Below are 22,947 nucleotides of genomic sequence, written 5' to 3'. Positions count from 1 at the left end.
TTAATCTTTGCTGACAAAGGGAGGACACTCATGCCGCTTCAGATGAACCGTGAAGTTTTCATTACCTGTGCCGTCACCGGTTCGGGCTCGACACAGGATCGCAGCCCTCATGTGCCACGCTCTCCAAAGGACATTGCCGACAGCGCCATCGCCGCCGCCAAGGCCGGAGCAGCGGTCGTTCATTGCCATGTGCGCGACCCCGACACCGGTGTTCCGTCGCGCGATCCGAAGATGTTTCGCGAAGTCACGGACCGTATCCGCGAAGCCGATACTGATGTGGTCCTGAACCTGACTGCCGGGATGGGCGGTGATATCACTTTTGGTCCCGTCGAGACACCGCTGCCTGTGAATGCCGCCGGAACAGACATGGCGGGCGCGACCGAACGCGTCGCACATATCGCGGAATGCCGGCCGGAAATCTGCACTCTGGACTGTGGCACAATGAACTTTGCCGAGGCCGATTACGTGATGACCAACACGCCCGGGATGTTGCGAGCGATGGGCGCGAAGATGACGGAACTGGGCGTCAAACCCGAGATCGAAGCCTTCGACACTGGCCACCTTTGGTTCGCCAAGCAATTGGTTGAAGAGGGAATTCTGACCTCGCCCGCGCTTGTCCAGCTTTGCATGGGTGTGCCCTGGGGCGCGCCCGACGACCTGAACACCTTCATGGCGATGGTGAACAATGTGCCGCCGGGGTGGACCTATTCGGCGTTCTCGCTCGGGCGTCATCAAATGCCCTACGTTGCGGCATCGGTTTTGGCGGGTGGGCATGTGCGGGTCGGACTGGAAGACAACCTGATGCTGGGGCGCGGCCAGTTGGCAACCAACGCCGAGCTTGTCGCGCGTGCGGTCGAGATCATCGAAAACCTTGGCGCGCGCGTCATCGGACCTGACGAGGTACGCGCCAAACTGGACCTGACCAAGCAGGCTCCCGTCGGATGAAGCGCATCCTGATTTACGGCGACAGCAACACCTTCGGGACCATGCCCATGGCGGCCCTGTCGGACGATGGTGTTCTACCGCGAGGCGCGCGATGGGGCGACGTGATGAGCGTGGCTCTGGGCGACAGCGTCGAGGTCATCACCGAGGGCCTGCCCGGGCGTACAACCGTTCACGATGACCCGATCGAGGGCGCTTATCGAAACGGACTTCGGTCGCTGCGTGCCATTCTCGAATCGCATAAGCCCATAGATTTGCTGATTTTCTGTCTCGGCACGAATGATACAAAGAACCGGTTCGGTTTGAATGCCACCGATATCGCATTGGGTGTTGCGCGGCTGGTGAAGGATGCGGATGCGCTTGGCTGTGTCGATCGAATCCTCGTCATTTGTCCTCCGCCGGTGGAAGAGCGAGGCGATCTGGCGGCGATTTTCGAAGGCGCTGCTGCGCGTTGTATCGGGCTGCCCCAGGCAATGGAGCGAATTGCGCGCGCGGCGGGCGCTGCGTTTTTCGATGCGGGTTTGGTGATTGCGGTTGATCCTGCGGACGGGGTGCATTGGAGCGCGCAGACGCACGCCACGCTTGGTGCTGCGGTGGCTGCGATGGCCGGGGAGATCCTCGGATGAGCCGCCGCGTTATCGTCACGGGCGGCGCTTCCGGAATTGGTGCGCGGATTGCCGAACGCTTTGCGGAGCTGGGGGATAAGGTTGCGATTTGCGACGCCAACCCGGACGCCGTCGCGGCCTTCGCCAAATCGCATCCGACCATTAGCGCCGAAATCGCCAACGTTGCGCAAGCGGACGCGATGGACGTCTTTCTAAGTGCGATCGAAGAGGAATGGGGCGGCGTGGACGTGGTCTTTGCCAATGCTGGTACGGGCGGTCCTGCCGCCCGGATCGAAGACATCTCGCCAGATGACTGGCGCGACTGCCTCGCGGTTAACCTTGATGGGGCGTTCCTTACGTGCCGGTGGGCCGCGCGTGTCATGCGCGCGCAAGGGTCGGGCTTGATCGTGCTGACGTCCTCGACTTCAGGTCAGTGGGGGCATCCGCACCGCTCGCCCTATGCGACTGCGAAGTGGGGCATTCTGGGGCTGATGAAGACCCTCGCGATGGAGCTGGGCCCCGCCGGTGTGCGGGTCAATGCGATTTGCCCCGGCGCCGTCGAAGGCGAGCGCATGGAGAGGATGTTGGCAAACCAGTCCCGTGCCAGTGGCCGTGACCCCGATACGATCCGCGCCGCCTACGCCGAAGGCACAAGTCTGCGCACGTGGGTTACGGCGGATGATATCGCGGACGCCGGGATTTGGCTGGCATCGCCGGGAGCGTCCAAGGTCACCGGGCAGGCACTCACAATCGACGGACATACGGAGACGAACAGCGCATGAAAAAAGCGGCGATAATTGGCGGTGGCGTGATCGGCGGAGGTTGGGTCGCGCGGTTTCTGCTGAACGGCTGGGACGTGGCAGTCTATGACCCTGACCCCGAAGCCGAACGCAAAATCGGCGAAGTGCTGACACAGGCGCGCTGGGCGTTGCCCATGCTATATGACCGCGCCTTGCCGTCCGAGGGGCAATTGACCTTCGTTCATTCGCTGGCGGAAGCAGTGATGGGGGCGGACTATATCCAGGAAAGCGTGCCGGAAAGACTTGATCTCAAGCACAAAGTCTACGCCGAGATCGAAGAGGCAAACTCAAAAGCGCCTCTTGGCTCGTCCACCAGCGGTTTTAAACCGTCTGAACTGCGTGCGGGGATCGAAAGCGGCGGCCGCCTGTTCGTCGCGCATCCCTTCAATCCGGTCTACCTTTTGCCGCTGATCGAGGTCGTTCCGGGCGAAGACGCGGACAGTTCAGCGATTGTGCAGGCGCGCGAAACGCTTGCCAGCGTCGGACTCTATCCGCTTGAAGTAAAAAAGGAAATTGATGCTCATATCGCAGATCGGTTTCTTGAAGCCGTCTGGCGCGAAGCGCTCTGGCTGGTGAAAGACGACATCGCTACCACTCAGGAAATCGATGATGCAATCCGCTATGGTTTCGGTCTGCGTTGGGCGCAAATGGGGCTGTTCGAAACCTATCGAATTGCGGGTGGCGAAGGCGGGATGGCGCATTTCATCGCGCAATTCGGCCCCTGCCTCGAATGGCCCTGGACCAAACTTATGGACGTGCCCGAGTTGACCGATGAGCTGATCCGAAAGATCGGCGATCAGTCGGATGCGCAGTCGGGTCACCTGTCAATTCGCCAACTTGAACGCCTCCGCGACACCAATCTCATATCCATCATGCGAGCTCTCAAAGCGCGCGGTAACGCAGCGGGTGCGCTTATTTCGCAGCATGAAGAAACGCTGCCTCGCCCGGATCACTCGGCTGTCCCGATGATCACGATACGGCGCGTCATTCCAATCGACTGGACGGACTACAACGGCCACATGAACGAGAGCCGCTATGGCCAGGTTTACTCCGACGCGGCCGATGCGGTGATCGAAGCCTGTGGCGTTAATGCGGACTACGTGGCCAGCGGACTGAGTTACTTTACGGTTGAAAATAATATCAAATACCTCGCCGAAGCCCACGCGGGTGACACATGCCACGTCGCAACGCGCATCCTTCTGGCGGAAGGCAAAAAGCTCAAACTCCATCACGAAATGCGACGCGACAGCGACGGTCAGGTCTATTCGACCTGCACACAGTTCCTTCTTCACGTCAGTCTTGAAACCCGCAAGACCTGCCCGCCGCGCGATGATGTGGCACAGCACATGGCCAATCTCGCAGCCGCTCATGCAAAGGCGGAACACGGATGATGCCCCGGCTTTCTTTTTGGCAGAAATATCCCGGGGTCCGGGGCAGAGCCCCGGTCGGTCGGTGCGCGAAGCGCGGCGAAACACAAAGGGACGATGCATGAATTTCGGACTGAACGATGAACAGAGTATGATCGTCGACACCGTGCGTACCTTCGTGGAACGTGAGATCTACCCACACGAAGATGCCGTGGAGCGAACGGGGCACGTGCCTGAAGATCTGGCGCAGGATATAAAACAGAAAACCCGCGACTTGGGTTTTTATGCCTGCAATTTCCCTGAAGAGGTGGGCGGCGGAGGTCTTGGCCACGTCGATTTCGCCCTGGTCGAGCGCGAGCTTGGACGTGCTTCTATGGCGCTGACGCACTTTTTCGGACGACCCCAGAACATTCTGATGGCTTGCGAAGGCGAGCAGCGCGACCGCTATCTTTTGCCCGCTGTGCGTGGCGAGCGGATGGATGCGCTGGCGATGACCGAGCCCGGTGCCGGTTCGGATGTACGCGGCATGAGTTGTTCGGCACAGCGCGATGGCGGCGATTGGGTTGTGAAGGGAGCCAAACACTTCATTTCCGGCGCGGATCATGCGGATTTCGTGATCGTCTTTGTCGCCACGGGCGAAGATCAGACGCCCCGGGGGCCCAAAAAGCGGATCACGACGTTTCTGGTGGACCGCGGCACGCCGGGGTTCACGATCCGTGAAGGATACGCTTCGGTCAGTCATCGAGGCTACAAGAACATGATCCTCGACTTTGACAATTGCCGTTTGCCTGATGCGCAGGTTCTGGGCGAGGTCGACCAGGGGTTCGCGGTGATGAACGAATGGCTTTATGCCACAAGAATCACCGTGGCTGCGATGGCTGTGGGTCGGGCGCGGCGGGTGTTCGATATGGGTCTGGCCTATGCCGCCGAACGCGAGCAATTCGGGCAGCCAATCGGCAAATTTCAGGGCGTCAGCTTTCAACTGGCGGATATGGTCACGGAAATCGACGCAGCGGACTGGCTTACGCTCGCCTCTGCCTGGCGGCTGGATCAGGGTTTGCCTGCCAACCGCGAGATCGCAAGTGCCAAGCTTTACGCCACCGAAATGCTGGCGCGGGTGACGGATGCAACGTTGCAGATCTACGGCGGCATGGGGTTGATGAATGATCTGCCGATTGCGCGGTTCTGGCGCGATGCGCGGGTTGAGCGGATTTGGGACGGCACTTCCGAGATACAGCGACATATTATCGGGCGCGAGTTGTTGCGGCCTTTGGGCGCGTGACCAGCGTGCGCCTCCGGCGGGGATATTTTGGCCAAAAAGAAGGGTGGATCGCTGATGCGTGATTTGTCGCGCTTGTTGCGACCAAGAAGCCTGGCGATCTTTGGGGGCGGCTGGGCCGAGAATGTTGTTCGTCAATGCGAGGCTTCCGGATTTTCAGGGGAGATCTGGCCGGTTCATCCGACACGGAGCGACATTGCGGGGCGGCGGTGTTTTCGCTCGCTTGAGGACGTGCCCGGTGTGCCGGATGCGGCATTTGTCGGGGTGAACCGGATGGCGACATTGGATGTCGTCGCGGACTTGCGCGACGTGGGCGCGGGCGGTGCGATTTGCTTTGCCTCCGGGTTTTCTGAAACGGGACACCATGAACTGCAGGCCGAGTTCGTGGCGCGCGCGGGTGAAATGCCGGTGCTGGGGCCGAATTGCTATGGTCTGATCAATTGTCTGGACGGGGCGATGATTTGGCCGGATCAACAGGGCTGTCGTCCGGTTGAGAGCGGCGTTGCGATCCTGACGCAATCGTCGAACATCGGGATGACCCTGACGATGCAGCGGCGGGGATTGCCGATCGCCTATCTGGCCTGTCTCGGGAACGCGGCACAGACCGGGCTGGCTGATTTGGCGGCGGCGATGCTGGCCGATGCCCGTGTGACCGCTTTGGGCGTCTACATGGAAGGCGTCGGTGACGCGCGCGCATTCGCGCAAGTGGTCGCCGCGGCGCGCAGGGCGGGCAAGGGTGTTGTGGTCTTGAAGGCCGGACGCTCGGACATGGGTCGGTCCGTGGCTTTGACCCATACCGCGTCGCTCGCCGGCGCGGCGGTGGTTTCGTCTGCGTTCCTGTTGCAGATCGGCGCAGGCGAGGTCACCTCTTTGCCCGCACTGATCGAGACTTTGAAAGTGCTGCACGCGAATGGGCCACTTCAGGCGAAGACCTTCTTGTCGGTGTCATGTTCGGGCGGCGAGGCGGGGCTTGTTGCGGATGCAGCCGAGTCCACGGATTTGAACTTTCCAGCGGTGCCGATTGAAACCAAAGCACGACTCTCGGCGTTATTGGGACCTCTTGTCTCGATCACGAACCCTCTGGATTATCAGACGTTTATCTGGGGTGATCTCCCCTTGATGAGCGAGGTTTTCAGCGTCGCTGCCGAGGGCTTTGACGCCGCGCTTTTCGTGATCGATCAACCGAATCCGAGCCTTTGCGATGTGGCGAGTTTCGAGCCTGCCTTTAACGCGATGATAGGCGCGCGCGCGGCGACCGGGCGACCTGTCTTCGCGGTTTCGACGCTTCAGGAAACGATTGACGAAGGGCTTTCCGGCAGGCTTTTCGAGGGGGGTGTCACGCCGCTTCTGGGGATTGACGATGCTTTGGCCGCCCTGTCGGCTGCTGGTGTGCCCGCGGGGGCGCAAGGCTGGCTGCCGTGGCCCGTCTCGGGCCTGCGGGACGCTGTCTTGTTGGACGAGGTCGCGGCCAAGGCCCGACTGAAGGCTGCAGGGATTGCCGTTCCCAAAGGTGTGCAGGCGGCGGAATTGAGCGGGCTCGACGCGTCTGCTCTGAGCGCGCCTTTTGCTTTGAAGGGGCTTGGGTTTGCGCACAAGTCCGAAGCGGGCGCGGTGCGATTGAATGTCCATTCGCTGGAGCGCCAGGCTCCGATGAGCGGTGCATCGGGTTACCTGTTGGAAGAAATGGTCATCGGCGGGGTTGCGGAAATTCTGATCGGGGGAGCGCGGGATCCGGTCTATGGTGCGACGTTGACGCTTGGTTTCGGCGGAGTTCGCGCAGAGCTCCTGAAAGACACGGTGACACTGGTGGCCCCTGTCACCACGGCCGAGGTCGAGACCGCCTTGCGCCGTCTGGCGCTTTGGCCGTTGCTGGATGGGTTCCGAGGTGTTCCCAAGGCGGATGTGGGGGCGATCGTCGAGGTGGTCCTGACCGTGCAGGCGATGTTGGCGGGCGACGAGAGCCTTGTCGACATTGAGATCAACCCCCTTATTGTGCACCAAGGCGGCGCTGTCGCTGTGGATGCACTGATCCGAATGGAGCTGACATGACCAATCCTTCCATCCACACACGCCGTGACGGTGCCATTCTTGAGGTGACTCTGGACCGGCCGAAGGCCAATGCGATTGATCTCAAGACGAGCCGGGTCATGGGGGACGTGTTTCGCGATTTCCGCGACGATCCGGACCTGCGCGTGGCCATCTTAAGGGCTGCGGGCGACAAGTTCTTTTGTGCAGGATGGGATTTGAAGGCAGCCGCGGATGGAGATGCGGTAGACGGCGACTACGGTGTCGGAGGCTTTGGTGGTCTGCAGGAATTGCCCGACATGAACAAGCCGGTGATCTGCGCGGTCAACGGAATATGCTGTGGTGGTGGTTTCGAGTTGGCCTTGTCGTGTGATCTGATCGTTGCGGCGGATACTGCGACTTTTGCTTTGCCGGAAATACGTTCCGGGACTGTTGCGGATGCGGCGTCGATCAAGCTGCCGAAGCGAATTCCCTATCATGTGGCGATGGATTTGCTGCTGACGGGGCGTTGGATGGATGCAAGCGAAGCTGCGGGGCTTGGGCTGCTGCGCGAGATCGTACCGGCCGAGGATTTGGAGCAGACGATTTGGGATCTTGCCCGGTTGCTCGCTTCAGGACCTCCGCTGGTTTATGCAGCGATCAAGGAGATCGTGCGGGATGCGGAGGACGCGAAGTTCCAGGACGCGCTGAATCGGATCACCTCCCGGACCTTGCCGACGGTGGATCGACTTTATGCGTCCGAAGACCAAAAGGAGGGGGCGCGTGCCTTTGCCGAAAAACGCGAACCTGTGTGGAAGGGGCGGTAGCGGTTCATTCACCGGGTATGGCTGAATGCTTTGACGTGGCGCGGACTTGACGGGCGCGATTTTTGGTATTTGAAAAAGGGTGAATGGGTTGGGTATGCGCGAAATAGACGCCATCATTTTCGACAAGGACGGGACCTTGTTTGATTTTGCGGCGAGTTGGGGCGGGTGGGCCGTTCGGGTTCTGGACCACATCGAAAGTGTCGCGCCGCAATCTGTCGACGCGGTCGAGAAAGCGTTCGGGTTCGACAGGCGCTCGGGGCTGTTCAATCGCTCGAGCGTTGTGATCGCCGGGTCGGCATCGGATGTTGCGGCTGTCGCAGAGCCGTTCTTGCCGGCGGGGTTCGATTTGATATCGCTCATGAACCGCTTTGCGGAAGACATGGTGCCCGTTGCGGTTCCGGGGCTGAATAGGGCGCTGGAGGAGCTTGGGCGTCGTCGCATTCTTGGTGTTGTGACGAATGATTCCGAGGCACCTGCGCGGGCACATCTGGCGGCGCATGATATCTCGAAGCACTTCGAGTTTGTTGCAGGGTATGACAGTGGATACGGGGCCAAGCCGGGGCCGGGTCAGCTTTTGGGGTTTTGTGCGGCGACGGGTGCGCGCGCGGAAAAGAGTGCGATGGTCGGTGACAGCCGGCACGATCTTGAAGCGGGGCGGGCGGCTGGAATGACGACCATCGGTGTCCTGACAGGACTGGCTCTGGCTGAGGAACTGGCCGATCTTGCAGATGTGGTATTGCCCGATATCAGCTATATCTCGGACTGGCTGGCATCTGGCTGAGCGCCATTTGTCGAAAACGACAGAATCTGTCGCTGCTACGTCGGCGGCGCGCCATGGTTTTTTCCAATGATGATCCCAACGATGGGAGAGTTTCATGGGCGACGGCACTGAACGCAGACGCAGATCCGGTGGGCGCGCGGGCAATGCGCGGCGTAGCTCCAGCGATGTGATTTCGCAGGCGCCATGGACCTTGCCGATCAACACGGACCGGCCGACCGAGCCCCTTGATGCGGAGGGGGTCGAGGCGATTCACAATGGCGCCATGCGCATTCTCGAAGAGATCGGCATCGACTTTCTGAACGAGGAAGCGCTGGCCTTGCTCAAGGAGATCGGTGCCAGAGTGAACGGCTCGAATGTGCGGATGGACCGCGAGTGGGTTATGGAGATGGTGGCAAAAGCGCCATCGGAGTTCACCATAACACCGCGCAATCCCGACCGTCAGATCACCATCGGCGGGCGTACGATGGTCTTCGGGAATGTCTCGTCGCCGCCAAACTATTTTGACCTTGAGACCGGCAAGGTGCCGGGAACGCGAAAACAGTGTCAGGATCTGCTGAAGTTGACGCAGTATTTCAACTGTATCCATTTCGCGGGTGGCTATCCGGTCGAGCCTGTGGACGTGCACGCGCGTGACCGGCATCTGGATGTGCTTTTTGACAAGCTGACCCTGAGCGACAAGGTGATGCACGCCTATTCTTTGGGACGTGAGCGTGTCGAGGACGTGGTCGAAATGGTTAAGATCGCGGGTGGACTGAGCGAGGAAGACTTCTGCGCGCGCCCGCATATGTACACCAACATCAACTCGACCTCGCCGCTGAAACATGACCATCCGATGATCGATGGCTGCCTGCGTCTGGTGCGCCGCGGGCAGGCGGTTATCGTGACGCCCTTCACGCTTGCCGGGGCCATGGCGCCTGTCACCATGGCCGGCGCGGTTGCGCAATCGATTGCCGAGGCTCTGGCTGCTATCGCGTTGTTTCAATGGGTGAAACCCGGCTGCCCTTGTGTGCTGGGAACGTTCACTTCGAACGTCGACATGAAGTCCGGAGCGCCCGCCTTTGGCACTCCCGAATATATGCGGGCGACGCAGATGACGGGCCAGATGGCGCGCTTTTACGGGCTGCCATTGCGCTCGTCCGGGTCCTGTGCGGCGAATGTGCCTGACGGGCAGGCGATGTGGGAAACCACCGCATCGCTCTGGGCTGCTGTGCAGTCCGGCACGAACGCTGTCTACCATGCTGCGGGTTGGCTGGAAGGGGGGCTGATCGCGAGCCCCGAGAAATTCGTCATGGACTGCGAGGTTCTTGGCCAGATCATCCGCTATTTCGACCCGATGATCACCGCGACCACGCCGGACGATATTGCGGTCGATGCCATCGCCGAAGTAGGTGGCGAGGGTCATTTCTTTGGTATTCAACACACGCAGGACCGCTACGAGACCGCGTTTTACCAGCCTTTCCTGAGCGACTGGCGCAACTTCGAGGGTTGGGAGCTTGCGGGTGGGATTTGGACCGCAGAACGCGCGCACCGCCTTTTCAAAGAGATCGTGAACAGCTTTGAGGCACCCCCGATGGACATTGCGATACGCGATGAACTGGCGGATTTCGTGACGCGCCGAAAGGCCGAAGGCGGCGCGCCGACCGATTTCTAGATCGCGCTCCAACGGCAGGAGGTGTCGACCGCATGGAGGAATGACGCGGCCGATGATCGCGCCGACATGAGCCAGAAACGGTCGTCGGCAAGGCGGGCGATCAGCACCCCAAGGTGATCCATGACCGTGCGCGAGGCACTCTCATTCGGAAAGACTTCGAGATCCAGATCGAGCGGGCAAATCCGCTCGAGAGCGGCGATGGAGCCCTTGCCCGAAAGCTCTAGGATGACCCAGGCGTCGGTCTGTACCGTAGTGTATCCAATCCCCTCGAGATCTGCCTGAACAGAGGCTTCTGTTCGCTCGTTTTCGGGCGTGAACGCCAGCAGAAACTGGTCGGCGGTCAAGGGTATCGCGCGCAGGCCATTCGCTTGCGTCATCTTGGTTGCGCCCGGCATGTCGAGCGCCCATCGTGCCGAAATGCCTTGGGTAAGCGCGTCTTTGCCCTGTCGCGGGATTGCTATGGAAATCAATGCAATATCAATGCGTTCTGCCAGGGAGCATGTTGCGAAGGTCTGCTGAAATCCGCCCAGAACCGGGGCGGGAACAAGGGAAATATCAGCCACGTTGACGCTCTCCTTCGGGGTCGATGTGATGTGGTGAGCAGACCTCTACCATGACATCCTGGGCACGGATCGGGCTGAAGCTGCGAAGCGTTTCGCCGTGCCGTTCGCTTCCGCGTTTCAGAAATCCCAGACCGATGGAACACCCCAGCTCCGGCGAATAGGCAACCGAGGTCATCCAACCCTGATCGTGCGCCATATCAGCGGGATCACCGGGGTTCAGGAAATGTGCGCCTGCAGTTAGGTTGACGTTTGCGTCAATCGGGCGAAGGCCGACCAGTTGAAGTCCGTCATCGCGGGTTTGCTCGGGTCGGTCAAGCAAGGCGGCGCCAATGAAGTCCTTGTTGCGCGATATCATTTTTCCAAGTCCGATCATCCGTGCATCGGTCTGTCCGTTCAGCTCGTTTCCGGCAACGTGACCCTTCTCGATGCGCATGACACCCAGTGCTTCCGTGCCGTAAGGCGTCAGGTTGAATTCTTCGCCCGCGGCCATCATCGCACGGATCATCGCGTCACCGTATCGCGCCGGAACAGCGATTTCATAGGCCAATTCGCCGGAAAACGAGATGCGGAACAAACGTGCCGGGGTGCCCCCAAATACCGTGCAGGCTGCACAGGCCATGAAGGGAAATGCTTCGTTCGACAGATCCAGATCGTCTACCGCTTTTTGCATCAAGGCGCGGGATTTCGGGCCCGCGACCGAGAATTGCGCCCAAGCGTCGGTCGTTGAAATCAGATGGACATCAAGGTCCGGCCAGAGGCACTGACGTGCAAATTCAAGGTTGCGGAAAACCAAGACCGCGTTGGCCGTGGTCGTCGTCATCACAAAGTGTGTTTCCGACAGGCGTGCGGTTGTTCCGTCGTCGTAGACGGTCCCGTCTTCCCGCAGCATAAGGCCATATCGGACCTTGCCGACCGGTAGTTTCAGGAACGCGTTGGCATATATTTTATTAAGAAATTCAGCGGTATCGCGGCCTTGTATGTCGATCTTACCGAGTGTGGTGACGTCGCAAATCCCGACGCCCGTGCGGGTTGCCTTGACCTCGCGATCGACACTGTCGCGCCACCCTCTTTCGCCGGGGCGCGCATACCATTCAGCGCGAAGCCACGCGCCGGTTTCGACGAAACTGGCACCGTTTTCGCTAGCCCAGTCATGGCTGGGAGTCCGTCGTGTCGGGCGGAAATCCTTACCCCGCGCGCGTCCAGCGAAGGCTCCGATGGGGACCGGGCTATAGGGCGGGCGGAAGATGGTTGTGCCGGTTTCCGGAATAGTCTTGCCGGAGGCCTCGGCCATCACGGCAAGACCCAGCATGTTCGATGTCTTGCCCTGATCGGTGGCCATACCCAAGGTGGTGTAGCGTTTCAGATGTTCGACTGACCGGAAACCCTCGCGATGAGACTGGGTGACGTCCTTGGTCGTGACATCGTTTTGAAGATCGACCCAAGCGCGCTGTTTACCTTTGTTAATGTGCCATATCGGGGCCGTCGCAAAGTCTTCGTCGCTGGCTTTGGGGGGCTCGCCTGTGGGGCCGGATTTTCCAAGGTCTGTCGCGATCCTTTGGGCCGTTTCATGAGCTTCTTTCAAGATTGACGCCAACGTCAACGTGCCATTGGCGGCACCTGCGACAATCATGCCTGGCGGCAATTCCCCGCCCGGAACGAATGCAGCGATATCGTCGCGCCAGATAGGCCGACCTCGGTGGTGACTGCTCAAATGCACATTAGGCGACCATCCGCCCGACACTGCCAGGCAGTCGGCTTCAATCCTGCGACCGTTGTTCAGATGCACGCTTTTCAGACCTTTTCGGCCGGTTGTATTCACCAGGTAATCGCCCTTGCGCGCATCTATGACGGCTGAGACCTCGATGCCTTTGGCGCGCAGATCATCCACTGTGCGAAGGCCGTCGTTATTGTTTGTTAACACGGCCACCCTGCGCCCCGGAGCAACTCCAAACCGGTTGACATAAGCGCGCACGGCGCCGGCCAGCATCACGCCCGGGCGGTCGTTGTTGCCGAAGGCAATGGACCGCTCGGTCGCACCGGCGCAGAGAATGGCGCGCTTTGAATAGACGCGCCAAAGAACCTGTCTGGGTTTGTCGCCACTGTCTGAAAGGTGGTCCGTCATCCGCTCGAGCGCGCCGTAAGTGCCGTGGTCATAGGCGCCGTAGACGGTGGTCCGCGTCATGAGTCGGACGTTGTTCATACTCGTTAATTCACCAACCGCCGCCTGTGCCCATGCGGCGCCTTCCATGTCGCCCACAACTTGGGTTTCGGCGTTCAGACGCCCGCCCATCCGAAAGTCTTCGTCCGCAAGAATTACGCGCAGTCCGGCGCGACCCGCCGCCAAGGCTGCGGTCAGGCCTGCGGGGCCGGCACCGATGATCAGAACATCGCAGTGCAGGTAACCGTGGTCATAAGCGTCGGGGTCCGGCTTGCCGGAAAGCCGCCCAAGCCCGGCGGCGGAACGGATAACAGGTTCATAGATCTTTTCCCAGAACGCACGTGGCCACATGAATGTTTTGTAATAGAATCCAGCACTTAGAAATGGAGACAGCAGATCGTTGACCGCGAGAAAATCATACTCCAACGACCCTCGGTGATTTTGGCTGGTGGCGTAAAGCCCGTCGAAAACCTCGACCGTTGTGGCGCGGGTATTGGGCTCGAGTGCTGCGCCCTTGTGCAATTGGACCAGCGCGTTTGGCTCTTCGGACCCGGCGGAAAAAATGCCGCGCGGGCGGTGATATTTGAATGACCGGCCCACCAGACGCACACCATTTGCCAAAAGCGCCGAAGCGAGCGTGTCACCGGGGTGGGCCGTTAACCATCGTTCATTGAATTGGAACTTCAGGGTCGTTGCGCGGTCGATCTGGCCGCCGTCGATACGGTTTGGCTGATTCATCTCGACCGGCCTTTGCTACGGGCCACATCGCGGGCCAATTCAATCGCGGTGATCTCGTGGGTCAGTGTGTTGCGCGTCACCACCAGCCAGGATCGGTCGCCCTGCTCGTGATACCAAAGCTCGCGGTGCTGACCGGCGGGATTGTCGCGCAGGTAGACGTAGTCATACATCGCGTCTTCGGCGTTCTCGCCAAAACCATCAGGGCGTTCGATCAGGCTGGCATCGCCAAGATAGACGAACTCGGCGGCGTCGCGTGGACCAAGAAGAGGGTGATTAATAATCATGAACGCTTCCCGTCAGTGCAAGTTCGGTTGCGGGCCTGCGCCCTTTTCATCGATGGGCGCACCGCGCCGGAACCGATCGAGACGCAATCGAGTGGCGACCGGATGGGGGGCGTCCTTAGACAATAGATGCGCGTAGCAAAAGCCAGACGCCGGCGTGGCCTTGAAGCCGCCATAGCACCAGCCGCCGTTGAAATAGAGCCCGTCGATATGCGTCCGGTCGATAAACGGCGACCCGTCCATCGACATATCCATAACGCCGCCCCACATTCGCAGCAGACGCGCGCGGCCAATCATGGGCAGGATCGCCATTCCGCCCTCGCAGACGTCCTCGACGACCGGCAAATTTCCGCGCTGCGCATAAGTGTTATAGCCGTCGATGTCACCGCCAAAAACCAGTCCGCCCTTGTCGGATTGGCTGACATAAAAGTGCCCCGCGCCAAATGTGATCACACTTGGAAGGATCGGCTTTAGTCCCTCTGAAACAAAAGCTTGCAGCACATGGCTTTCAATTGGAAGCCGCATTCCAGCAAGCGACATAACTCGCCCCGAAGATCCCGCGACACAGACCGCGACTTTTCTGGCGCGGATCGCCCCGCGCGAGGTTTCGACCCCCCGACACACTCCGTTTTCGATCTGAAAGCCGGTGACTTCGCAGTTCTGCAGGATATCGACACCTTTTTGGTCCGCCCCGCGCGCAAATCCCCAGGCGACCGCGTCGTGTCGCACGGTTCCGCCGCGTGGTTGCCACAAGGCGCCCTTGATCGGGAACCGCGCGTTGTCGAAGTCGAGGTAGGGACATTTCTCGCGGATCTGCACCTCGTCCAGAAGGGCGCCCCCCGAACCGGTCAGATGCATCGCATTGCCGCGCCGCGCATAGGCGTCGCGCTGTGCGTCCGAGTGGTAAAGGTTCAGAATTCCGCGCTGGCTGACCATGGCGTTGTAGTTGAAATCCTGCTCGAGCCCTTCCCAAAGCTTCAGCGACAATTCATAAAACGGCTGGTTGCCTTCCAGCAGATAATTCGCGCGGATCAGCGTTGTGTTGCGTCCGACATTGCCGGACCCGATCCACCCTTTTTCAACCACGGCGATGTTTGTCATGCCGAACTTGTTGGACAGGTAATAGGCTGTCGCCAGACCATGCCCGCCTCCGCCGACAATGACGATGTCATATTCGGGTTTCGGGTCAGGCTCGCGCCAGACCGGAGTCCAGCCCTTGTTGCCTGTCAGGCCCTCTTTCAGGATTTTCAGCGCGTTGTATCGCATCGGGGATCGCCTTGTTTGACACCTCAGCCTACTGCGGTGCAGAGTGAATGGAGATGCAAAAAACAGACGCTGTCATATTAAATAAAGACAATAGCAAACGCCCTTTCCGGGTCGGGATCGTTCCGGTGCCGGGCTTTGCGATCATGTCCTATGCCAGCGTCGCCGATCCCCTGCGGGCGGCCAATCTGTTATCCGGCCTGCGGCTCTATGACATTGTGCATTTCGCCCATGGCCGCCAAGCGCAAAGCTCGGGGTCGGCGGAAATTTCGGGCTGCGAACCCATCGGTTCAAACGCACCGCTGGACCTTCTTCTGGTGATCGCGGGCGGTGACCCGTTTGCTGTGAAGGACCGCGCTTTGTTCGACTGGCTGAAGCGCCGTGCGCGATCGGGGCTGTGGCTGGGCGGTGTGTCGGGCGGGCCGGTGATCCTTGCCAGCGCCGGGTTGATGGAGGGCCGTCGCATGACGGTTCACTGGGAACACGCTGGCGAAATGACAGGCCGTTTCCCTGATCTGATCGTCGAAAAGCGGCTGTACATCATCGACCGGGATCGCGTCACTTGCGGAGGTGGGACGGCGCCTTTGGACTTCATCTACGCGCTCTTATCCGATCACCACGGATCAGGCTTTGCCCGGCGCGTCAGTGACTGGTTTCTGCATACGGAAATCCGTGCGGCGACCAGTCCGCAACAGTCCGGGGCGCTTGCCGGAGCGACCACGCGCTCACCGCATATCCAGCCGGTGGTCGCTGCGATGCAGGACCATATTGGCGACCCGCTGTCACTGGAACAACTGGCGCTGATCGCAGGGATCAGCGCGCGCCAACTGAACCGGATTTTCGTTCAGGTTCTGAAGGTTAGCGCGATGACATACTATCGCCGCCTGCGTCTGGATATTGCGCAAAGGCTGGTGCGAGGCTCGGCGATGAGCGTGGCGGCCATCGCCGAGGCCACGGGGTTTTCCAACGCCGCGCATTTCTCGACCGCCTATGCGGAGCATTTCGGGCGTCGCCCTTCGGCGGATCGAAAATCAGCTGTTTGATCTGAGTCACAGACAAAGCGCACCCCATACCCGAAACTGTCGCGAAATGATGCGACACGAGGACGACATGACCGATGCTTTGGCCAAATACGCGACCCGCAACGTGCCGCGCTATACCAGCTATCCGACCGCCCCGCATTTTTCGGACACCGTTGGTCCGAAGGATTATGCCGCATGGCTGGCGACGCTTACGGATTATGATCCGGTGTCGCTCTATTTGCATGTGCCGTTTTGCCGTCAGCTTTGTTGGTACTGCGGATGCAACATGAAACTTGCGACCCGCGAGGCCCCTATCGCGCAATACGCCGCGACGCTGTGCCGGGAAATCGAACTGGTCGCGTCGCATCTGCCGAACCGCAAGGCGATCTCGCATCTGCACTGGGGCGGGGGGACGCCGACGGCCCTAGTGCCGGACGATCTGGAACTTGCGATGGAGGCCGTGCGACTGGCCTTCGATGTGACCCCATCGGCGGAACTTGCTATCGAAAGTGACCCGCGCACTCTGACGCCCGAGATGATCGCGCGCATAGGTCAACTGGGTTTCACGCGCGCCAGTTTCGGGGTGCAGGAGTTCGATCCAAAGGTGCAGGCGGCAATCAACCGGGTGCAGCCGCCTGACATGGTCCGTGCTTCGGTCGAGGGTTTGCGCGAGGCGGGCGTCGGGGGGATCAACTTCGATCTGATCTATGGGTTGCCGCATCAAACGGTCGGCACGCTTTTGGAGACGGTGCGCCTTTGCGTCGAAATGCGCCCGGACCGGATCGCACTTTTTGGCTATGCGCATGTGCCGTGGATGGCGAAAAAGCAGCGCCTTATCGACGAGGCCGCCTTGCCGGGGCCTGCCGAGCGGCTGCGTCAGGCCGAATTGTCCGCCGAGGCTCTGGTTGCGGCCGGGTATGTCCCGATTGGCCTCGACCACTTTGCGCTGCCCAACGACAGCATGGCCATCGCGTCAACGTCAGGCGAATTGCGCCGGAATTTCCAAGGCTACACCACAGATCGTGCCGATACGATGCTGGGCGTCGGGGCGACCTCGATCGGGAAAACGCCCATGGGCTTTGTTCAGAACACCACCGAAACCGGCGCATGGGCGCGCGCGGTCGAGGGCGGAGTCCTGCCAACCGCCAAAGGCTATGCCCTTCAGGGCGAGGACCGCCTGCGCGCCTATGTGATCGAGCAAGTGATGTGTTCGGGCACGGTCGATCTGGACGAGGCGACACAAAGGTTCGACGCCGACCCCGACTGGTACGTGGAAACGGCGGATGACCTGGCCGAGATGCAGCGCGATGGGTTGATCACCCGCACCGGCAATCGTTTGACGATCACCCGCAAGGGTGGGGTCTATGTGCGGGTTATCGCGGCGGTATTTGATGCCTATCTTGCCACGTCCCGCGCCCGACACGCGGTCACTGTATAGACCCGCAAGGTTCTGGATCGCAGCGCGGCGCGTGGGCGGCGCATCATCGGTGCGAAACAAGATACCATTCACCGATGTTTTCGCGTGTGATGTAGCCGAGGAAAATGCCGTTGCGATCCGTCACGGCGACAGCGGGCGGGCTGCTAAGTGACATTGCGTCCAAAACGTCTTTCATCGGGGCATCAAGTGCCACAATGGGGGCTTCGGATATCATTCTGTCCTGTACCTTGATTCCGCTGCGCGCGTGCTCAGGGGCTGAAAGAATGGCGTTTCGCGTCAGAAATCCGAGAAATCTGCCGTGGTGGTCAAGCACCGGAAATTCCGCCTGCGTGGTCCGGATCACTGATATGGAAGCGGCTTCCAGAGTTTGTTCCGGCGTCACGGTTTCGAACAGGGAAATCATCGCATCGCGTGCTTTGGCGTTTGTGGCGATGCTTCTGAGACTGGCATCTGCACCTTCTGCACCGGCGGCGAAGAAGATGAAAATAGCGATCAGGACCAGAATAGGGCTGCCCCCTATGAGGCCGAGAAACCCGAACAGAAAAGCCATGACCTGACCCATGGATGCCGCGATGCTGGTTGCGCGTGCGCGGTCCATGAACATCGCGAGAGCCGCGCGAAAGATACGCCCGCCGTCCATCGGAAATGCCGGGATCATGTTGAAGACGACAAGCACAAGGTTGACTGACGCAAGTCGCGCAAGGAACGTTTCGGACGGGTCCTCCAGCGAGCTTATGATACCAAGCGAGACGTTTGCATTCAGAAAGAAGGTCAAGACGAACCAGATCATGACGTTGACAGCCGGACCGGCGATGGCGATCAGGATCTCTTCGCTGGGCGCTTCGGGAAAGCGTTCAAGACGCGCCATGCCCCCGATGGGCAACAGCGTAATGTCCGGCGTCTTGATGCCGAAGCGGCGGGCCATTGCCGCGTGACCAAACTCGTGCAGAACAACACAGGCGAATATCGCGATGATGAGGACAGCGTTTTCCAGCGCCGCCCCAAGCCCTTCGGCAATCGAACCCGCAACGACGATCCAGACAAGCAACAGAAAAAACGTGGCATGCACTCTCAGTTGCGTGCCAGCCACGGTTCCCAATGTGACCGACCAGCTCATGTCGTCGGGCCGACGCGACGCCCCTCGGCGTCGAACCAAAGCGCGTCGTCATCGTCGAAGTCCAATGTGACCGGTGCGTCGATCCCGAATTCCTGTTGCCCGACCAGTCGCGCAATAACCGGTGCGCTGCGACCGACATCCAGAACTAGATGCGTGTCGCTGCCAAGCCGCTCGAAATGAAGGATGCGCCCCTTCAGGCGACCCGCTGTGGCAAGCCGCAGGTGTTGCGGTCGCAAACCCACAATCGCGGCGCCGGAAACCGAAAGCAGGTCAGAATCAATGAAGTTCATGGCCGGCGAGCCGAGAAAACCTGCAACGAACTGGTTGACCGGATCATTATACAGCTCGAGAGGAGACCCCACCTGTTCGATCCGCCCTCTGCGCATGACCACGATCCTGTCTGCAAGAGTCATGGCTTCCGTCTGATCATGCGTCACATAGAGGATGCTTGTGCCAAGCGTTCGGTGGATATTGGCGATTTCGATCCTTGTGTTCATTCTGAGAGCGGCGTCGAGATTGGAGAGGGGTTCATCGAACAGGAACAGCTTCGGTTTTCGGACCAGCGCACGCCCCAACGCTACCCTCTGGCGCTGGCCGCCCGACAACTCGGATGGTTTGCGATCACCATACTCGGCGAGCGAAAGCATCCGGAAGACTTCGTCGATACGGTCGCTGATTTCGACCCGCGTGAGGCCCTCGAGTTCCAGCGAAAACGCAAGGTTTTCGGTGACCGTCATGTGGGGATAAAGCGCATAGCTTTGGAAGACCATCGCGACGTTTCGACTGGCCGAGGGCAGGTCGTTCACTACCACGCCGTCCATTTCGATTGTGCCATCGTCAATCTGTTCGAGACCCGCGATAACTCGAAGCAACGTGGTTTTGCCACACCCCGACGGACCGACGATGACGACGAATTCGCCTCCCGGAATGGTCAGGTTGATATCGCAAAGCACATGGTTTTCGCCGTAGAACTTGTCTACCGACGTCAAGCAGAGATCCATCATGAGGACCGTTCCCGCGCCGCGGTGGGATCAATCATTCGGTGCGTGAACGCAGCAGACAAGATATAAACATGCATTACGCTTCTCCTTTTGAGCGCAGTTTAACCAGTCGGATCGTGGTAATCTTGATCTGGGTCACCTCCCGGTTGCGATCCTGATGAAGGGCGAATGGAAAGCGCAATCGCTTCTTGATGCGCAGGTCTACTGTCCTTGGGCGACACACCCGCCGGGGCCGTCCGCAAAGCGTCGACGCCACGATATTCCGACCTGAATCTCTGCGAGAACCGCGTCGGGGCCTGCGCTTGCCGCACGCCGCGAGGCTCAGGCGCGCCACTCGACAGCGGGGCGTGCGCCGTTCAGAGCATAAGCAATCGCCTGAAGAACCACGCCGTTGGTATTGACGTCACTGTAGGAACCGATCTTGACGGTTGGGACGGAAGGCACGCCAGGTGCGAAGCCCAATGACGGGATTGCGGCGTTCTGGCGCACGTGATCGACAAGCTTCGACGTATAGTCGCCGGGGCGCACAAAGTGCCAAAGATACGCGGACTTGGTGTTGACCATGGAAACAGCGCGGCGAAATCCCCGCGTTTTGAATCTGGGCGAGGGGTCCAGTGTTTCGACGGTCCAAGGCACTTCGACGTCGCCTAGCTGGAAGCCCTGATAGATAAACCAGGGTTCCCGGTTGATGGGTGCCTCTGACACGCAGACAAGTTGTCCGGTCTTCTGGTATTCAGCGAATTGCGCGGCAAACAAAGCCTCGCTCATCGAATATGCAGGTTCCGAAAACCCCATTTCCACGGCCTCGAGAAGGTGGGGTTCGGTTCCGATCGGTCCCATCCGTGCGGCCGCATGAAGTACCGCGACTTGGGCATCGAGACCCGACAGACCAGTGCTCACGTCGTAGGGCGAAGCGATTTCAAACCCCCACTGATCAAATCCACGGCCCAGATAGCTCGCATAATTCGAGCGAAACGCGCTTTTGAAACGTAGACCGGACGCCGTTTGCGGCACCCCGTCGCGCAAAGTCATTGCCAGGTCCCATCGCGACACGATCTCCTCAATCGGGAAATCATCGGGCGAATACCCAGCCAGTACCTTAAGCGCCGTCAGAAGCCGCGAAGTGTCGCTTGCATCATAGAGCTTGTCGCCCAGCGAGGTGTCCCTCGTAGAAGAAAGACCCGCCGGAAGGTTCAGGCCCGCAAAAGGCTGATCGGCAAGACTGGCCAGCAAAAGTGTCAGTCTTGAACGGAACTCGACAGTGTCGATCAGCCCGAGGCTATGTGCACTGATCGTGGCCAGAATAACGCTGGCCGTATCCCACATGGTCGCAAAATCGTAGCTTTGGACATTGCCGTCCTCAAGCCAGGCGGTCGCCGGTACCAGTCCGGTGCTGGGATCGGTCAGCCGGTCAAAATACGACCAGGCAAGCCGGGCGTCGCGCATCAGGCTTTCGGTCGAACCGTCGCCTGCCACGTCCGAAATCAGCTTGGTTGGGATGCGTCTTGCCGCCTTCAGCAACGCGGCAGCCTGATCCCGAACGGTGACTGCTTCCACATATCCGGCAACATCCGTGACAGTGACATCCTCGCTTGCGCTGAGGGACTTCAGGGCCGAAACGGCGGTCTCAATCTCCTGCGCGCTGTTGAACGCATCGCTTTGCAGAAGGATGATTGCATCGCGCAACGGTTCGAATGCGTCGCCGTCCAGCAGGCCAAGTCTTCGCATTGTTCCGCCCGCGACAAGCTGCATCTGTGCAGGAAGGCGCAGGATGCCGTTGGCATCAAGCCCCAAAGCTCCATGCCTTTCGGGGACCAAGTCGATCAATACATCAAGGCCCTGAAGCGGTTCTGTGTCCGTGGCGCTGGTACTCTCGCCAATTGCGAGACAGGAGAGGTCCAGTCGGTCTGCTTCACGGGCGGTGCCCGCCGCGCGGGCAATCACGGCATCGAGCAATTCTTCTGGTGTTTGCTGACGATCCGACGCCGCAAGCCAGCACGTTGGCGCGCTGCCAGAGGTGTCCGGACTCTGGTCGCCGTTATGTTCAAGATCCCGCAGCAAGGTGTATTTCAGCCCCTGCGCGGTCAATGCGTCGGTCAGCGATTGCGCCCCTTCATCCGTTCCGGAATCGCGCACGCAAAGGACAATGAATCGCCGGAAGAGGTCTCCCGATTTCAGCACAAGATCGGATGGCAAAGTCTGAAATGCTCCGCCATTGGCCAAGGCAAGTGACACTCCGTCGCCCAATGTAGCACCTGCCCGGAAATAGCCATCGTCGCTCAGGTCGCGTTCTTTGGGAAACCCCGCGACAACAACCACCGTGTCGGACGTCTCGATCTCGCGCAGGACAGCCTCGGTGATTGCGGTCCGGCCCGGATTAGCCGCAAGACGCAGTCCACCCTGGACCTGCTGCACACCATCCGCATTCAACCAAATGCTCGATGCGGACGCGGTCCGGGGAAGCAGCAAGACGCTGCGAAAGCCCGCCGAACGGACACCGCGAATGACCGGAAGCGTTCCGTCCGGCAGATCAGTGGCAATCGTCAACAATGGGTCGGGGGGTATGTCGCCCGATAAAGGTTCAACAAGGCGCAGGTAGGCGGATTGGACATCGCCGGCCAGACGCATTTGCATATATCCGGTCTGCGCACCCAGATCAGGGGCATAGGGGATCAGTTGCGTCAGGCCGGGATAGTCAGCCGTCAGCGTGAGCAATTGTGCCAGCAACTCCGGGTTCTCTTGCAGGGCCAGTTGTGACCTTGCGTCGAGACGAACGAGGCAACCAACGGCGATGTTCAGCGACAGGATCGGATCGAGGAACGAAAACAACTGCGAAGCCGAGGTGTCTGGCGGGATGTCGTCCAGCAAGACCATAACAGGCTTTGATCCCGCCGAAAGCGCACGTCCGGGCGGGATCGCCAGCCCCAGCGTTGCCCCCGAAAGGGCTGTTCCCATGAAGTGGCGGCGCGTAAATATCAATCGATCCTGCATAGATGCCCTCCACAACGGCGCATTTCGTCCCTTCGCCTTTGCAAAGATAGACGCAATAGACGTCCGGCAATTTGATACAAAGCAATTTGGCTTGGATTTGATTTGGTTAGAATTGACGC

At 59.9% G+C, this 22,947-nt stretch carries 18 protein-coding genes; 11 read left to right on the top strand and 7 right to left on the bottom strand.

All coding sequences use genetic code 11. The annotated features are described in order from the left end of the window. Window positions 1-30: 30 nt before the first annotated feature. The 9 genes from bcoG to BOA8489_RS03180 all read left to right on the top strand — a co-directional run bounded on the left by bcoG (window position 31) and on the right by BOA8489_RS03180 (window position 10,256). Entirely contained in the window at window positions 31-945 is a 915-nt protein-coding gene (gene bcoG, locus BOA8489_RS03220) for a 3-dehydrocarnitine:acetyl-CoA trimethylamine transferase BcoG (RefSeq protein ID WP_093972561.1), read from the top strand. Further along, a complete protein-coding gene (locus BOA8489_RS03215) occupies window positions 942-1,568 on the top strand; it encodes a GDSL-type esterase/lipase family protein (protein ID WP_093972560.1) in 627 nt (208 codons plus the stop codon). Before bcoG ends, BOA8489_RS03215 begins: the two co-directional genes overlap by 4 nt. Further along, window positions 1,565-2,329, top strand: coding sequence for an SDR family oxidoreductase (locus BOA8489_RS03210; protein WP_093972559.1), 765 nt, complete (start codon window positions 1,565-1,567; stop codon window positions 2,327-2,329). The genes BOA8489_RS03215 and BOA8489_RS03210 overlap by 4 nt, the downstream gene beginning before the upstream one ends. Further along, window positions 2,326-3,738, top strand: a complete 1,413-nt coding sequence (locus BOA8489_RS03205) for a carnitine 3-dehydrogenase (protein WP_093972558.1) — start codon at window positions 2,326-2,328, stop codon at window positions 3,736-3,738. Before BOA8489_RS03210 ends, BOA8489_RS03205 begins: the two co-directional genes overlap by 4 nt. Before the next feature lie 97 nt (window positions 3,739-3,835). Further along, the gene (locus BOA8489_RS03200; protein ID WP_093972557.1) at window positions 3,836-4,996 is read left to right on the top strand and encodes an acyl-CoA dehydrogenase family protein; all 1,161 of its coding nucleotides are present in this window, start codon (window positions 3,836-3,838) and stop codon (window positions 4,994-4,996) included. A 54-nt stretch (window positions 4,997-5,050) separates the two neighbouring features. Further along, the gene (locus tag BOA8489_RS03195; RefSeq protein ID WP_093972556.1) at window positions 5,051-7,042 is read left to right on the top strand and encodes an acetate--CoA ligase family protein; all 1,992 of its coding nucleotides are present in this window, start codon (window positions 5,051-5,053) and stop codon (window positions 7,040-7,042) included. Beyond that, window positions 7,039-7,824, top strand: a complete 786-nt coding sequence (locus tag BOA8489_RS03190; RefSeq protein ID WP_093972555.1) for a carnitinyl-CoA dehydratase — start codon at window positions 7,039-7,041, stop codon at window positions 7,822-7,824. The genes BOA8489_RS03195 and BOA8489_RS03190 overlap by 4 nt, the downstream gene beginning before the upstream one ends. Before the next feature lie 94 nt (window positions 7,825-7,918). Next, window positions 7,919-8,605 (top strand): HAD family hydrolase, encoded by a 687-nt coding sequence (locus tag BOA8489_RS03185; RefSeq protein WP_093972554.1) that lies wholly within the window; start codon window positions 7,919-7,921, stop codon window positions 8,603-8,605. 94 nt (window positions 8,606-8,699) lie between these two features. Continuing rightward, the gene (locus BOA8489_RS03180) at window positions 8,700-10,256 is read left to right on the top strand and encodes a trimethylamine methyltransferase family protein (protein WP_093972553.1); all 1,557 of its coding nucleotides are present in this window, start codon (window positions 8,700-8,702) and stop codon (window positions 10,254-10,256) included. Here the strand turns inward: BOA8489_RS03180 and BOA8489_RS03175 are convergent. From BOA8489_RS03175 to BOA8489_RS03160, 4 genes are read right to left on the bottom strand one after another with little or no spacing between them, the layout of a single operon-like run. After that, window positions 10,253-10,819 (bottom strand): sarcosine oxidase subunit gamma, encoded by a 567-nt coding sequence (locus tag BOA8489_RS03175; RefSeq protein ID WP_093972552.1) that lies wholly within the window; start codon window positions 10,817-10,819, stop codon window positions 10,253-10,255. The two genes, BOA8489_RS03180 and BOA8489_RS03175, sit on opposite strands and share 4 nt — an antisense overlap. Next, entirely contained in the window at window positions 10,812-13,715 is a 2,904-nt protein-coding gene (locus tag BOA8489_RS03170; RefSeq protein WP_093972551.1) for a sarcosine oxidase subunit alpha family protein, read from the bottom strand. Before BOA8489_RS03170 ends, BOA8489_RS03175 begins: the two co-directional genes overlap by 8 nt. Beyond that, complete coding sequence (locus BOA8489_RS03165; protein ID WP_093972550.1) at window positions 13,712-13,999, bottom strand: sarcosine oxidase subunit delta; 288 nt, start codon at window positions 13,997-13,999, stop codon at window positions 13,712-13,714. Before BOA8489_RS03165 ends, BOA8489_RS03170 begins: the two co-directional genes overlap by 4 nt. Before the next feature lie 12 nt (window positions 14,000-14,011). Next, complete coding sequence (locus BOA8489_RS03160) at window positions 14,012-15,262, bottom strand: sarcosine oxidase subunit beta family protein (protein ID WP_093972549.1); 1,251 nt, start codon at window positions 15,260-15,262, stop codon at window positions 14,012-14,014. 53 nt (window positions 15,263-15,315) lie between these two features. Between BOA8489_RS03160 and BOA8489_RS03155 the strand changes: the two genes are divergently transcribed. Further along, a complete protein-coding gene (locus tag BOA8489_RS03155) occupies window positions 15,316-16,302 on the top strand; it encodes a GlxA family transcriptional regulator (RefSeq protein WP_176440195.1) in 987 nt (328 codons plus the stop codon). 67 nt (window positions 16,303-16,369) lie between these two features. Continuing rightward, on the top strand, window positions 16,370-17,719 hold the full coding sequence (gene hemN, locus BOA8489_RS03150; protein WP_093973015.1) for an oxygen-independent coproporphyrinogen III oxidase: 1,350 nt from the start codon (window positions 16,370-16,372) through the stop codon (window positions 17,717-17,719). 43 nt (window positions 17,720-17,762) lie between these two features. On the opposite strand, the gene BOA8489_RS03145 is transcribed toward hemN, so the two are convergent. The 3 genes from BOA8489_RS03145 to BOA8489_RS03135 all read right to left on the bottom strand — a co-directional run bounded on the left by BOA8489_RS03145 (window position 17,763) and on the right by BOA8489_RS03135 (window position 22,828). Further along, window positions 17,763-18,836 (bottom strand): site-2 protease family protein, encoded by a 1,074-nt coding sequence (locus tag BOA8489_RS03145; protein ID WP_093972547.1) that lies wholly within the window; start codon window positions 18,834-18,836, stop codon window positions 17,763-17,765. Then, window positions 18,833-19,840 carry an ABC transporter ATP-binding protein gene (locus BOA8489_RS03140; RefSeq protein ID WP_093972546.1) on the bottom strand — a complete coding sequence of 336 codons (1,008 nt, stop codon included), beginning with the start codon at window positions 19,838-19,840 and terminating at the stop codon, window positions 18,833-18,835. The genes BOA8489_RS03145 and BOA8489_RS03140 overlap by 4 nt, the downstream gene beginning before the upstream one ends. 318 nt (window positions 19,841-20,158) lie before the next feature. Then, a complete protein-coding gene (locus BOA8489_RS03135) occupies window positions 20,159-22,828 on the bottom strand; it encodes a DUF3131 domain-containing protein (RefSeq protein WP_093972545.1) in 2,670 nt (889 codons plus the stop codon). Window positions 22,829-22,947: the final 119 nt, after the last annotated feature.

The organism is Boseongicola aestuarii, assembly GCF_900184815.1.
Classification (GTDB): domain Bacteria; phylum Pseudomonadota; class Alphaproteobacteria; order Rhodobacterales; family Rhodobacteraceae; genus Boseongicola; species Boseongicola aestuarii.
Note: the sequence above shows the minus strand (reverse complement) of the source record. Positions and strands in the feature narration are given on the sequence as shown.

Bases quoted from the DNA above. Each gene is read 5' to 3' on its own strand.
- BOA8489_RS03195 (WP_093972556.1), top strand. From the start codon at position 5,051: ATGCGTGATTTGTCGCGCTTGTTGCGACCAAGAAGCCTGGCGATCTTT.
- BOA8489_RS03140 (WP_093972546.1), bottom strand. From the start codon at position 19,840: ATGATGGATCTCTGCTTGACGTCGGTAGACAAGTTCTACGGCGAAAAC.
- BOA8489_RS03170 (WP_093972551.1), bottom strand. From the start codon at position 13,715: ATGAATCAGCCAAACCGTATCGACGGCGGCCAGATCGACCGCGCAACG.
- BOA8489_RS03165 (WP_093972550.1), bottom strand. From the start codon at position 13,999: ATGATTATTAATCACCCTCTTCTTGGTCCACGCGACGCCGCCGAGTTC.
- BOA8489_RS03145 (WP_093972547.1), bottom strand. From the start codon at position 18,836: ATGAGCTGGTCGGTCACATTGGGAACCGTGGCTGGCACGCAACTGAGA.
- BOA8489_RS03190 (WP_093972555.1), top strand. From the start codon at position 7,039: ATGACCAATCCTTCCATCCACACACGCCGTGACGGTGCCATTCTTGAG.
- bcoG (WP_093972561.1), top strand. From the start codon at position 31: ATGCCGCTTCAGATGAACCGTGAAGTTTTCATTACCTGTGCCGTCACC.
- BOA8489_RS03185 (WP_093972554.1), top strand. From the start codon at position 7,919: ATGCGCGAAATAGACGCCATCATTTTCGACAAGGACGGGACCTTGTTT.
- BOA8489_RS03135 (WP_093972545.1), bottom strand. From the start codon at position 22,828: ATGCAGGATCGATTGATATTTACGCGCCGCCACTTCATGGGAACAGCC.
- hemN (WP_093973015.1), top strand. From the start codon at position 16,370: ATGACCGATGCTTTGGCCAAATACGCGACCCGCAACGTGCCGCGCTAT.
- BOA8489_RS03205 (WP_093972558.1), top strand. From the start codon at position 2,326: ATGAAAAAAGCGGCGATAATTGGCGGTGGCGTGATCGGCGGAGGTTGG.
- BOA8489_RS03215 (WP_093972560.1), top strand. From the start codon at position 942: ATGAAGCGCATCCTGATTTACGGCGACAGCAACACCTTCGGGACCATG.
- BOA8489_RS03200 (WP_093972557.1), top strand. From the start codon at position 3,836: ATGAATTTCGGACTGAACGATGAACAGAGTATGATCGTCGACACCGTG.
- BOA8489_RS03180 (WP_093972553.1), top strand. From the start codon at position 8,700: ATGGGCGACGGCACTGAACGCAGACGCAGATCCGGTGGGCGCGCGGGC.
- BOA8489_RS03160 (WP_093972549.1), bottom strand. From the start codon at position 15,262: ATGCGATACAACGCGCTGAAAATCCTGAAAGAGGGCCTGACAGGCAAC.
- BOA8489_RS03210 (WP_093972559.1), top strand. From the start codon at position 1,565: ATGAGCCGCCGCGTTATCGTCACGGGCGGCGCTTCCGGAATTGGTGCG.
- BOA8489_RS03155 (WP_176440195.1), top strand. From the start codon at position 15,316: ATGCAAAAAACAGACGCTGTCATATTAAATAAAGACAATAGCAAACGC.